The sequence below is a fragment of the Pseudovibrio sp. POLY-S9 genome, assembly GCF_001431305.1.
Classification (GTDB): domain Bacteria; phylum Pseudomonadota; class Alphaproteobacteria; order Rhizobiales; family Stappiaceae; genus Pseudovibrio.
Genome location: NZ_LCWX01000221.1, coordinates 13,799 through 27,697, shown reverse-complemented (window position 1 = coordinate 27,697; position 13,899 = coordinate 13,799). Strand labels below are relative to the sequence as shown.

Genomic DNA, 13,899 nt, shown 5'->3' with positions numbered 1-13,899 from the left:
CGCACCCCCGCCGCAAACGGGCACGCTTGTGCTGCAGCTTTTCTTCTCGCACCTCGACTAGTGTGGTGCTCAGATCTTCAACTGGAATAGGGTAATGCGAAACATCCGACAAAATCCGTTGTTGACCATCTTGGGTGACGATTGCCCGCAACATATCCTGACGCTTGATCAACCTGTTCCAAGCATTTTCTAACTGTTTGAGATCCACCGACCGGCTCTCAAACTCCTGATAAACAAACGAGGAAACTTTAGCTCCATTGGCACCAAGCTGACGCCCAGACCAGTATGCACGCTGAACATCGGTGAGCGGAAAATCGATATCCGGCTGACTTATATGACGTAAAGAACCATAATCCGTATGCTCTATTTGGATCTGGGCCAAGTCACCAGCTGCTTGGCCTTCATCGATATGTGATGCCAAAGACGCAATAGTTGGGTTCCTGAGTAGATCCTTGAGAAGAACTTTCACTCCCAATGCTGCGCGCACTTGGACAAGATACTCGACTGCCAAAAGAGAGTGCCCACCAATGGCAAAAAAATCCGCATGCCGATCAAGGGTCTTTAATGAAAGCAAGTGCTGCAAAATCGCAGCAAGGGACAGTTCAGTTCCAGTTTCTGGTGCTTGCGTTGTGGTCGCAACATTTGCTGAAGCAAGTTCTTGTCCATCCAGCGCGGCTCGGTCGATTTTGCCAGCTGAGTTCTTAGGGAATGCTTCGACAAATCTCCAACGCGCCGGGCGCATGTAATCGGGCAGATGCTCAGTTGTATATTGGACCAGACGAGGATGAAGATCGGCTGTGTCCGTGCCGATTACGGGTTCGATAAAGGCAGTCAATCGGACATTGCCACTGTCTACCTCTTGCGGCCTTATAACAGCAAACGACACTTCAGGATGCGCGATCAGGCTGGTTTCAATATCCCCTAGCTCAACCCGATGCCCGCGGATCTTAAGTTGATTGTCCTGGCGTCCCTTAAATACAATGTGGCCATCCCATGTCAGGCACACCCGATCACCGGTTTTATACCACCTAGCGGCTGGTTCACCGCAACTCACAAACTGTTTGTCTGTCAGGTCTGGGCGATCTTTATAGCCTGCCGCAAGCCCGGCTCCTCCAATCCAAAGCTCTCCAGTCACTCCAATAGGTACTTGTCGTCCCAGATCATCGATGATGCGAATACTCGTATTATCGATGGGCGCACCAATTGAGATACTCGTGTCAGACGGTTCTACTTTGCAGCACAACGACCAAATTGTTGTTTCAGTCGGGCCATACATGTTCCAGCATTCGGCACCTGTGCTCGTCAGCGCCTGCGCCAAAGACAATGGCAATGGTTCTCCACCGACCAAGATACGCAGTGTACTGTCAGCACGCCATCCGCTTGTTACCAACATCTGCCAAAGAGACGGCGTTGCTTGCATCACCGTAGGGCGGCATTGCTCAATAAATGCCCGTAACTCAAAAACATCACTAACAATATCCTGAGGAGCCATTTCAACGCATGCACCAACACATAACGGCAATAGGAACTCCAAAAGGGAAATATCAAAACTTGGGGTCGTGACGGACAAAAGGCGGTCCTTTGACGTCAAGCCCGGTTGATGAGCCATTGAGGACAGGAAGTTAGCAAGGTTGCCATGGCGTATGCAGACGCCTTTAGGCGTTCCAGTGCTGCCAGACGTAAAGATTACGTAAGCGGTATCTGAGGCGCTCGGCAGTTCATCCACTTCAGCTGTTTCAACCGTGCTCAAGGTCAACTCGTGTGGATCAGCGACATTGAACGATGCATGCGCTTTGCGACTGACAATCAGCGATGGCTTAGCAAGGTTCAAAACAATGTCTGTGCGCTCCGGCAAGTTATACGGGTCAAGGGGTAAGTAGACCGCACCCAACCGCCAGATGCCAAGCATTGCTGCGATCAATAATGGTTCGCGGTCCAGTTCCACAGCAACAAGATCGCCAGTGCCGATACCGCGCTTCCGCAGATTTTCTGCAAACCGCCGACTTGCCTCATCAAGGTCGCAGTAACTCCAGGTCTCATGTGGAGATGCAATCGCCACGTCCATTGAAAATTGACGAACAGAGTCCTCAAATCGTGCAAGAACCAAATCAGCATCACTGCGGGGTGCGGTGGTCTTGTTCAATCTTGTAAGGAGAGCTTGGGTCTTGTCTTCGATAGGGGTTGAGACAGCTTCTAAAGTTACATCCGACTCATGCGCAATCTGCTTGAGCATTTCCAGGAAGGTGTCGAAGTAAAGTTCGATTAGATACGTAGAATATCGTGTTACATCAAACTCAGCCGTTACCTCATACCCTCCCTCCGATGGTATTAACTCGAGGGTCAGGTCGAACTTGCAACTACCATTGTGAAGGTCAATCATCTCCCAATCTTGGTCGGCAATCCGAAACTTACTCTGCTTTGCCGTCGCATGAGAAATCAAGAAAGTCTGAAACGGCACATTGCCGTCAAGTTGTCCGTCAACAACTAGCTTCTCCCGAAGAATCTCCATCGGAAGCGACTTGAACGTGTCAGAGTTATGGATGCTCTTTGCCGCTTGACCAAGAGCATCTGCAAAAGTCTCAGCTTCTGCCAAATCCACATCCAAAAGCGTGGTGGTTGCAAAAAAACCTACTGTTTCCTCAACTTCTGGACGCAAGCGACCAGTGGCTGGCGACCCCACGATAATCCTGTCCTGCCCGGTGAAGGCACGCAGTGTGAGAGCGTGTGCTGCAAGAAAAACGGCGTGCATGCCCGTCTTCGCACTTCGGCTTGTTGCCTCAATCTTTTGCGTCAGACTTGGATCGATTAGACGCCGAAGACGTCGCCCTTTCTGCGTGGTTATTGATCCCGTAGGTGCGGGTTGATCTGGTGGCAACATGGATTGCACAGGTGCGCTATGGAAAGCCTCTGCACAGTTAGTGGCAAAGGTCGAGGCGCGCATTCCATCAGACCAGCTACGCTGCCAGTTCGCGAAATCAACAAGGCTAGCCCGCTCCGCCTTTATAGGCTCCAGAGCTTGCCCGCGGACCAGCGCATCATATGACGTCATCGCTTGTCGAAACAGGATTGCCAATGATAGGCCATCAGCGATCACATGATGGATCCTTAGTAAAAGCAGCTGATCTGGTCCATCATTCGTTAGCAAGTCAATCCTGAACAGCGGAGCTTCGGCCAACGGAATTGGCTTGCTTGCAATACCAACTGCCGCATTTTCCAACAAATTGAACTGGTCACCAGACAAGTTATGAACTGTGAGCGGCACACCAATGTGGGGGCGAATACGCTGCGTCAGTGTTTCTTTTTCAAGATCAATTTGTATACGTAGACTCGAATGACACTGAATCAGATTTTCAAAAACCTGGATAAGCACGTCGACATCCAACATGCCCGAAATTCGGAAGCCCTGGTAGAGAACATAGTCACAAGCATCTGGGTCAAGCTGATCAAGTATCGCAAGGCGCTCTTGCTCAAATGACAGCTGCACTTCTTCGTCTTGATGTAGACGGGCGACTGGAAGCGATGCAAGAGAGCCACCTTCTTCCAGCAACTTCAAAAAGAAAGCCTTGCGCTTATCCTTAGGCAACGCGACCAAGCGATCCGCGACAGACAGAGGAGGAGATGTCGTCATTTTGCGACCTCCTCTGGCTGCTGTGCGTGTTCCAGCAGCTCAGAACTAACTTCAAAGTCTGTAAGCAGGCTCTCAACAAGAGAAGTACTCCCTGCCTTGCCGCGTTTCTCAAGTTCAGCAGTCAGATCTGCAATATTTGGCGCTGTGAAGAATGTCTGGGTATCAAGCGAGATGCCATGCAACTCTGCAAGGCGTGCTATCATCATCGACGCCATCAGAGAATGGCCGCCAAGTTCAAAGAAATCATCGGTGCGACCAATCCCGGAGATCCCTAGAAGATCCTCAAAAATTTCACTGATTTTCGCTTCTAGTTCGGACGCCACAGGCTCAAAAGTTGTTGAGAGTGACTTAGGTCTTGGGCTCTTTGCAGCAGACATTGACAATGTGGTAGAGGCAGCAGCCTGATCTGTATCCCAATCAGTGGACTCGCCATCGTGCCCACATTGCTCTTCTTCACTTGCGATCCAATATCGATGCTTGTCAAAACTGTAACCAGGTAGTGAGACACGCCCACATTTCTGATTTTTGAAAACAACCTCCCAACTCAGATCATACCCCATGGTCCACAATTGGATCATTGCCGTCATATTGTGATCCAAAGCAGACTGTAGTTCTGTGATTTGCGGAAGCGATGTAATGGGAGCGATTGTCGTACCCGCACAAAGCACTCCCATCGAAGACAATGCGTTCCCCGGTCCTACCTCCAGCATGTTACAGTTCAGACCTTCCAAAGCTGCCATCAACGCTTTTTGGAACAAAACAGGCTTAAGCACCTGCGCACTCCAGTAGGTGGGATCTGTTAGCTCTTCGGACCGAGCCAGCCGACCAAGCGCCGTTGAATAAATCGGATAAACTGGCGGATGGAGCGTCTGCCCCTCCATTGCGTCTCGTAACTGTGTTGCAGCACCTATCATTGATGCTGAGTGGAAGGCATGAGAGGTTTTGAGCCTGCTATGACGGATACCTAGTTGATCCAGTTTTTGCTCAAAATCGGTAATCACTTCAGAAGGACCAGCAACAACACAAAGCCCAGGAGCGTTTTCGGCTGCAAGCTCAACGTTCTCAATAAGCTTATCCTGGATCTGGCTGGCATCCGCCCGGATGGAAAGCATCGCACCCGATGGTGCAGTTGCCATCGCGTTCGCACGAACAATAACCAGACGTGCAGCAGTCTCCAAAGACATAACATTTGCCACGACCGCCGCTACCCACTCACCCAATGAATGGCCAATCAATGCACCGGGTGTTATGCCACGCGCTAACCATGCCATCGCAAGTGCATACTCCACAGCGAACAGCGCGGGTTGGGTCAGGTGAGTTTGCGCAAGCTGATCTCCACTAAATCTCACATCTTCATCACCATAAAGCCCATTCCTCAAATCCGGCCCCTCGGCGGCGGCTATGGCTTCAGCTGCACTGTTAAATGCATCGCGGTAGTCAGCATCATGCTTATAAAGATCTGCACCCATTGCCGGATACTGACTCCCCTGCCCCGTGAACAAAAAGGCTAAGGGGCTGACCAGTCCCGGTTGACCAAGGTAAATCTCGTTTCTGTCTCCAGTCAGGAACTTGTTGCCAGCCTCCTGGATAGAGCGGGCTACGACTGCTGCACGCCAGGGCATCGCTTTACGGCCAACAGCCAGAGTAAAAGCTGCATCTTGAGGCAGAAGTTGAGCAGAATCTCGTATTGAAAGAGCTTTGCCTTGAAGGTCGATCTGCCTGGCCAACGCAGTTTCACTGCGCGCTGACAAGATATAGGGAAGCGCTAGCTGCCTGGCTTCGCACTTAGACCGCTCTGGCGCTTGTTCCAACACAACATGGGCATTTGTGCCCCCCATACCCAACGAAGTCACGCCAGCCCGACGCACACCACTATCCGGTACCCAAGGGGTAAGTTCCTGTACAACTTTAAAAGGAGAGCTTTCGAAGTTACATGCAGGGTTTGGCGTCGCATAGTTCACTGAAGCAGGAATTTCTCCATGCTTTATACTCAATGAGGCTTTGATCAACCCTGTCACGCCAGCAGCAGTATCCAGATGGCCAATGTTGGACTTCACAGAGCCTAGCCAACAAAACGATGTCTTATCGGTTGTCTTGCGAAAGGCGTTTGTTAGAGCGGAGACCTCAATGGGGTCTCCCATGCGTGTACCCGTTCCGTGGGCTTCGACATAAGACAGCTCATCCGCTGTCCAACCTGCCATTGCATGCGCACGCGCAATAACTCGAGCCTGTGCGTCGACACTCGGTGCAGTATAGCTGACTTTCTGGGAACCATCATTGTTGACGGCGAAGCCACGAATTACTGATATAATGGAGTCATTGTCACGGATTGCGTCATCTAGTCGTTTCAACACAACAAGACCAAGACCCGTACCAGGTACGAAACCAGAGCTGGCCGCATCAAACGCTCGACAATGACCATCGTGAGATGTGATGCCGCCTTCTTGTGCCAGATATCCGCTGTGAATTGGTGGTCCGAGCGTCACACCACCGGCAAGTGCCAAATCACATTGCCATGTAAGCAGACTTTGGGCAGCACTGCACACTGCCACGAGCGAAGTCGACGAAGACGTTTGAATGGTGATGGCCGGCCCAGTCAGATTTAGATGATAGGCGATCTGGGTGGTCATACTATCTTTATCATTGCCGATTGCGGCCTGAAGACTTCCCGAAGAAAAAACCTTCTTGAAAGTTGGCAACACATTGAGCATCAAATAAGAATCTAAGCTTTTCCCAGCGAACACACCGATGTCGCCCTGGTACGAAGTGGGATCGTAACCAGCGTCCTCCATCGCATTCCAAGCACATTGCAACATGAGACGGTGCTGTGGATCGGTTAACTCAGCTTCCCGAGGAGAAATAGAGAAGAATGGTGCATCGAACCGATCAATGTCAGAGACTGCGCCCTTGCGACGTAGGTAATCCGGACGTCGTACGATCTCAGGTGAGACGCCTGATGCAATCACTTCTTCCTCTGTAAACTCGGATATACACTCCCGCCCATATCTAATGTTTTCCCATAGTTGCGCTGTCGTATCGGCTTTCGGAAATCGTCCAGCCATCCCAATTACAGCGACACCAAGATCATTAGTTTGCGTAGTCATGTCAGTTTTCCCTCTAGGCGTTTACCGCTGGCTTCCATCGGTTGGGGGCAAATGCAGATTTCCTCACGATCGCACTGTCGGGAGCATGCTCATGTGTTGGCTCGATTGTGCTGGAGGTATCGAGCAGCTTGGCTTGCGACTGAATTGTTGGGTTTGAAAAAAGCTCGACTAACTCAATCTTCGTTGCAAACTCACGTGCGATTTGGTGCTGTAGGTCTGTGAGCAGTAGTGAGTTGCCACCCAGTTCGAAGAAATTGGCATCAGCAGCAGGCTGAACACCGCCTAATAGGTCTTCCCAAATGGTAGCTAACTTCTTTTCGACATCCGTTCTGGGCGGACAGAGCTCCTGCCTGGCCATCGATTGAACCGTTGCTTGTGCAGTTGGCAACTGCGCCTCATCAACTTTGCCATTCAATGACAGCGGCAAATCTTTGAGAAAGACAAAAGCAGCTGGAGCCATATGGGCCGGAAGTTTAGCAGAAACAAAAGCCCGCAAATCACTATCAGCAACTGTCACTTGTGTTTTGGTCGTGTAGAAGGCCGACAACACTTGTGCGTCTCTTGCACCACCTTGTACTTCGTGTAAGACGAGATGGGCTCTTTCGATTTCCGGGTGCCCCATCAACACCGTTTCAATGTCGCCGAGTTCAACTCGATGGCCACGAATTTGGACCTGCCGATCCACACGGTCCAGATAATCCAAACACCCGTCCGGTCTCATCCGGACACGATCTCCAGTGCGCAGGAAAACTTGATCTGAGGTTTGAGGGAGTACCACAAAGGCTTTGTCCGTTTGCTCCTCCCGCAAGTATCCTGCTGCAAGACCTAGCCCGGAGAGATACAGTTCGCCATTAACGCCAATTGGCGCTTTGGTTCCGTTCTCAGTGAGCAAAATCGCATCGGTCTCTGACACCGTCGTGCCAATCGGCAATGGACCCACGGTGTTGTTGTCGGCAGCTGTCACTTCGTAGAAGGTCGAACAAATCGTCGCTTCAGTCAGACCATAGCCGTTCACCACCCTTGCATGGTTGATTAGATTGTCGACCTGACTGAAATTCAGTGCTTCACCACCACTTAACAACCAACGCACGCTTTCAAAACGAGTATCGTCTTTGGTAACGGCCTTGTTGAGGCGGTCCAGGAGCCCTGGAACTGTACTCAGTATGGTAACGTGATCCTGCTTTATGGCATTGAGTGTTGCGTCTATGTCGAGAGCTGTCATCTGATCGACAAGCAAGAGCTGTCCGCCCCCGATGAGGATTGGCAACACTTCTCCCAAATAACTTGCGGAGCCAACCGAGGTAACCGGAAGCAGAACATCTTGATTTGTGATGTCATAACTTTCCAGAAAGGACTCCACCAAGATCGCAAGTCCTTGATGTGTCAGCCGAACACCCTTGGGCCGACCCGTACTACCAGACGTAAACAAGATCACTGCATCGCTTGAGATTGGAACCTCAAAGCTTGGGTCTTCATCATCGGACGACACTCGCAAGTCCTGAGCCTGAAGAGGTTCCACCTCAATCAAAGTTTGACCTTCAAGGACGGGACTTGTCTTACCGTAGAACTCGGCGCTTGCTGAATCGAGTAGCAAAACAAGCGGCTCGCACTCATTCAACACGTGCGCCAACCGATCAGCCGGAGATTTGGGATCAACCGGGACCCAGACGGCCCCGATACAAAAAGTTGCCAGCTGTGCCACAATTGCTGGGAGGCCGGACTCCATCACACTAGCGACGCGCGACCCCGGGACCACGCCACAATCAGCAAGCTTACTGGTAAAACGGTACACTGCCGACAAAAGCGATTTACCACTAACCTCGTCACCCTTGTCTTTAATACAAATCGCGTCTCCCTTTTCAGAAAGAGCAGATTTGAGTAAGGGCCAAAGCGAGGAGTGGGCGGGTTTGGTCAAACAACGTGCATTTAATCGTTCATAAGCCTCAAAATCTTGCGCGCACATGATTGAAAGATCTGCACATTCAACCGTCTCGTCTTTTGCAATCGCCTCAAGGAGACAACGATACCGCGCAGCAAAGCGTTCGATTGTTTCTCGATCAAAAAGCTCGTCATCGTACTCAAAAGTACCGTGCAGACCATCGCCTGTTTCATGAAGACTGATCGACAAATCTAAAAGAGAAATACCTGTATCATTCAACAGGACGTCAGCCTCTAGTGCGTCTCTTTTCAGATCCGGCACCGGCAAACTGTCAAGCTGGAAAGACGTCTGATAGATTGGAAAGGCAGACCCCTGTCGCCGGGGTTTGACTGTCTTGACAATATCTTCAAACCCTATCGAACCATTTCGAATGAGATTCAGGCTTTCGCTCTTGATCTTTTCCAGCAACTGGGAAAATGAAAGCGAAATATCAATGTCTAAGCGAAGGGGAAGGCTGTTTACAAAAAGCCCAAATGTTCGTTCATAAGCTGCCTCAAATCGCCCAGCCATAGGGATGCCAATAATGATATCGGCCTGGCTTGTATGCTTATTCAAAAAGAGGGCATACGCCGCCAAAAGAACATTATAAAAGCTAACGCGATTACGTGCTGCGACACCTTTCAGGGTTTTTGTTGTTTCTAATGGCAGTGAAAAATCAACGAATGAGCCAGTCCGGGCAGAAAGCGATGGCCGGCGCCGATCAAAAGGTAAGCTCAGAACTGGCAGATCCCCTGAGAGTTTTTTTAACCAGAAATCAAGCTGTCGGTCATATTTTTCGGAAGATGCAAACTCTGCTAACTGGGACACATGATCAATGTATGTTTTGCCCGGCATTTCGGTCGGGGTGTCATAATAAAACCCGAGCAAATCATCAATCAGAACCGCCTTAGACCAACCGTCACAAAGGATGTGATCCAGATCAATCTGTAGCAAGTATTCATCCTGCGCTAGCTTAACCAAGACAAATCGAACCAAAGGTCGTTCTATGTCATAGCGCCCCGTCGCAAATGGAAGTGGTGTGCCTGCCTTGTAGCCTTCTGGCAGCGTACTAAGACACTCAAGTTTGGGCAAAGAAGCATTTGTAACTTGAACAGAGCGATCAGAAGAGATACCTGAGCGCAGCTGCCCATGGCGGGCAACGGTCAGTTCCACTGCTTTGGACAACTGGTCCACGTCCAAAATGCCCTTCAGCTTGAGCATTATCGGAGAGGTGAACAGGCTACGATCAGGGTGCAGTTGTTGTGCAACCCACATTGCATTCTGCCCATTTGTCAGAGGGATAGCTTCTTGAGCCTGTATAGCCTTCCCACCAACATCACTTGCTTTACGAAGGTCCACTGTCACGCCCTGAACGCTTTTAGCTTGAGCTAAAAGTGCCTTGCGATCCAACTTCCCATTTTTGGACAGTGGCATTGCATCTAACAAGAGTAGCCTGCTTGGGATCATATACTCAGGTAGCGCATTCAAGAGGTTCAGCTGCACGTCATCAATATCAACTTCGCCATCACCAACAATTGACGCGAAGATGTTTTGTGACATGGGGTTATCCGTGTCAGCGTAAACACATGCTGACGTAACACCCCGGCTTTGCAAAAGCACATGCTCGATCTCACCAAGCTCAACACGCAATCCACGTAGCTTGATCTGGAAGTCATTGCGACCGATATAGTGATAGTTACCAGTTTTGCTGTCTTTCGTGACTAAGTCACCTGTGCGATAGGCGCGTAGACCATTTAATGCTGGGACATTTACGAAGGCTGCATTTGTCAGTTCTTCTGCATTCAAATATCCTCGCGCCAAACCAACACCAGAAATTAGCAACTCCCCTTCACCGTCTATGGGTTTAAGAGCCTCATCGACAATGTGCAGTTCGATTCCTGTAATCGGTTTACCAATTGGAACATCGGACAGGACCTGTCCGCGTACGCAATTGAAATAGGTCACGTCTATTGCCGCTTCAGTAGGGCCGTATAGATTAACCAGCGCAATACTTGGTTGGTTCTGTGTCAGCGTATGGAACCGTTGAACCGCTTCGACCAAGAGCTTCTCGCCACTTGTAAAAATGAACCGAAGCTTGGAAAGCACTTCGGGACATCCTTTGATCTCCTCATAGGTCAGAAACAGCTCAAATACTGATGGCACGAAGTGAATAATAGTAACGTTATGGGTGCGAATACTACGAGAGATTGCCCTCGGATCATGCTCTTTCCCGGATGGCAGCAGAGCAACACTCGCACCCTCCATAGCCCACCAAAGCAACTCCCAAAGCGAGACATCAAACGTCGTAACAGTCTTCTGGAGTATCGTGTCAGCGGGACCTATTGGATAAGCTTCTTGCATCCAGTCAAGGCGATTGCTGAGCGCCGCGTGTTCTGTACAAACACCCTTTGCCCGCCCGGTAGAACCCGAGGTGTAAATTATGTACGCCAAGTCTTCTGGCTGTGGTTCGGGCAGCTCACCACTTACGACCGGAGCGCCCCAATCGTAGACATCCATTGCGAGGCTGAACCCATCAAACGATACGTCTAAGCGATCGGTCGTGTCTGTGATTAGCCCAACGGCACCACTATCACGCAAAATGGTCTGCACACGGTCAGCAGGGTGATGGGCATTGATTGGTAAGTAAGCCCCGCCTGCGCGCAAAATCGCAAATATAGCGACAATCATATCAGAGCTGCGCGGCATTGAAACGGCCGTTGGCGTGTCTTTGCCAACGCCGAGGCTTCTTAGTTTATGAGCTAGATGGCTGGATTTCTTATCCAACTCACAGTACGTCAGATTGCCCGTTTCACAACGAACAGCCACAGCATCTGGATATGAGCGAAACGAGCGCTCCACTGCACTCATAATGGTTTTTTCGGGCGTCTCAGTCTTTGGCGGATTACCAAACTCTGCCAGTTTTAGCTTGTCAGATTGGTCATCATGAGCCAGAACTACACCTGGATAGTTCGTCTCCAAAAGCAGATTTTTCAAAACGCTTTGTGGACCAACTTCGGCGACGCAGGAAATGCCCTCATCTTTGATCCGCTCAATACAATCCCGCCATAATACAGTATGATCAAGCTGCCGTGCTAGAACATCCTTAATGGCATCAGGCGTCTCAACTTTGTTCGCGGTCGCACTGGAAATCACGGAGATCTGCGGTGATTGCCACGTTACCATTTCTAATGCGCTGCGTAACTCTGCAACGTAAGGTGTCATAAGACTACTATGGTAAGGTGCACCGCCATACAGTGGTACAACCTCGGCACTACCATCAGAAGCTAAGAGAGACTGCTCAGCCAGCAACACTGCCTTGGCTTCGCCCGTCACCATAAATTGCGTGTCACTATTGATGCATGCAAGGCTCACCAGGGCATCTGTTTGCGCACGCACCTCTTCAAGCGTTTTGCGAACTGTCTCCAGATCCGTATTCTTAAAAATCGTTGTTGCAGAGACCGTAGCCGCTTGAGCTTTTGCTGCAATTTCTGCACGTCTAGCGACCACTTTGACACTATCAGCAAAAGACATCGCTCCGGCACAAGTAAGTGCCGAGTACTCACCTAAACTGTGACCAAGCATAACTGTTGGCTTGCATTCATATTCCAGGATGGCTGCCTTGAAGTGAGCAACATTTGTGACGTGCAAAGCTGGGAACAGAAATTTAGTTTTGCTAAGCTTCGTCAACCCACCCTTAGTACAAAGATCGGTCAAGTCCCATCCGAGAACATCTGACGCTTCAACAAACAGCTCCTTGATCAAGTCATGGTTCTTGATCAAGCGCGATGCCATTGCCGGATACTGTGATCCGGAACCGGGGAATATGAATGCAAGATGTGTCATGCTGCGGCCCGTTCAACATTCGTTGCGATGTATGCCAACGCGATCTGAATTTCATGGATTTGCGTCGTGCCTTCGATAATCTCCATCGCCTTTGCATCGCGAAAGTAACGCTCGGCATGATTGACGGCGTGGCACCCAGAGGCTCCCAACAACTGAACCGCGTTATTACTGGCCAGACGAGCAGCTTGGGAGGCCGCATATTTCGCGATCATAATCGCTTGCACCATGTCTGGTGAGGCCATATCGCGGGCTTCAGCAGCGCGATTGACCAGCTCTTGCGCGGACATTACCGCGACCAAGGTCTCCGAGAGCATCTTTTGAACCAGCTGATGCCGGTAAAGTGGCTTGCCCGCCTGCTGGCGTGAGATACACCGCTCAGTCATCACTTCCAGAGCAGCATCAGCCAGGCCAAGGCATCCGCAAGCCGTTGTAAAGCGTCCCTCATGCAGGCCAAACGTCGCTGATAATGCCAATCCTTGAGTTTCGCTGCCTAAAAGATAATGAGCAGGCACTCGACATTGATCAAACGTTACCGTGCCAAGCATATTGGCCCTCAGACCAATCATCCCGCGGATCGGTTCCACACTCAGACCTGGCGTCGAGCGATCAACCAGAATGACCTGGGTGTGGTTGTCACGTGTGCGACCAAGGACGACAAAGAAATCTGCGATTTGGGCCAAAGTGATCCACGTCTTGACGCCATTGATCACATAGTCATCGCCATCGCGTGTGATGGTGGTTTCCACATGGCTCAAATTGCTGCCGATATTGGGCTCGGTCATCGCAAAACCGCCGATCAACTCGCCTTTAGCCAGTGCCTTAACGTAGTCACGTATCAGATCGGACTTGGCAAAACGCTCCACCGCAGCTGCAACCATGCCGGTCACCGTCACGAGATTCTCTAAAGAACCATGCGCGCGGGCCACTTCCTTATGCAGCACCATCAGGTGATCAGAGGGTAGAGCCTGCCCGCCATTCTTCTTCTTGATCGACGCTCCCAAAAATCCTTGATTGGCCATCGCTTGAATTAGCGAACGGTCGATTTGCTCGGCTTCGTCGATCTTATTCACTTCTGGCAAAAGCGTCTTTTCGACAAAGGCACGTACGTTGGCCTGGAACTGAGTAAGATTGTCAGGAGGCTGCATGTTCCAACTCCCGATTTTCTGCCACTAAATGTGTTGAGATCAGTTCGGAGATTTTGGCAATTGTGCTGATATCTTCTGGTTTGATGTCATCCAGTTCGAGTTCGATCCCGAACTTACCTTCGATGAACAAGATCATCTGAACGGTGAACAACGAGTGCGCTAATCCCAGTTCGAATATGTTCGTGTTGTCTTCAATCGCGGCACCATTGGTCGCACGAGACAGGAATTCGCGGATCTGTGCTCTAATGTTTTCCATGAGAG

At 50.4% G+C, this 13,899-nt stretch carries 5 protein-coding genes; all 5 read right to left on the bottom strand.

The genetic code is table 11. The features are described 5' to 3' along the window. Window positions 1-3,628 (bottom strand): non-ribosomal peptide synthetase (locus PPL9_RS22580; protein ID WP_152986796.1); only part of this gene is annotated, 3,628 nt, incomplete at its 3' end. After that, a complete protein-coding gene (locus PPL9_RS22575; protein ID WP_082597051.1) occupies window positions 3,625-6,732 on the bottom strand; it encodes a type I polyketide synthase in 3,108 nt (1,035 codons plus the stop codon). The genes PPL9_RS22580 and PPL9_RS22575, both read right to left, overlap by 4 nt. 13 nt (window positions 6,733-6,745) lie before the next feature. Then, window positions 6,746-12,493, bottom strand: a complete 5,748-nt coding sequence (locus tag PPL9_RS22570; protein WP_057464839.1) for a non-ribosomal peptide synthetase — start codon at window positions 12,491-12,493, stop codon at window positions 6,746-6,748. After that, the gene (locus PPL9_RS22565; protein ID WP_054785552.1) at window positions 12,490-13,638 is read right to left on the bottom strand and encodes an acyl-CoA dehydrogenase family protein; all 1,149 of its coding nucleotides are present in this window, start codon (window positions 13,636-13,638) and stop codon (window positions 12,490-12,492) included. The genes PPL9_RS22570 and PPL9_RS22565 overlap by 4 nt, the downstream gene beginning before the upstream one ends. Continuing rightward, the gene (locus PPL9_RS22560) at window positions 13,625-13,894 is read right to left on the bottom strand and encodes a phosphopantetheine-binding protein (RefSeq protein ID WP_014285868.1); all 270 of its coding nucleotides are present in this window, start codon (window positions 13,892-13,894) and stop codon (window positions 13,625-13,627) included. Before PPL9_RS22560 ends, PPL9_RS22565 begins: the two co-directional genes overlap by 14 nt. Window positions 13,895-13,899: the final 5 nt, after the last annotated feature.

Coding starts and splice junctions, on each gene's coding strand:
- PPL9_RS22575 (WP_082597051.1), bottom strand. CDS start 6,732: ATGACTACGCAAACTAATGATCTTGGTGTCGCTGTAATTGGGATGGCT.
- PPL9_RS22570 (WP_057464839.1), bottom strand. CDS start 12,493: ATGACACATCTTGCATTCATATTCCCCGGTTCCGGATCACAGTATCCG.
- PPL9_RS22565 (WP_054785552.1), bottom strand. CDS start 13,638: ATGCAGCCTCCTGACAATCTTACTCAGTTCCAGGCCAACGTACGTGCC.
- PPL9_RS22560 (WP_014285868.1), bottom strand. CDS start 13,894: ATGGAAAACATTAGAGCACAGATCCGCGAATTCCTGTCTCGTGCGACC.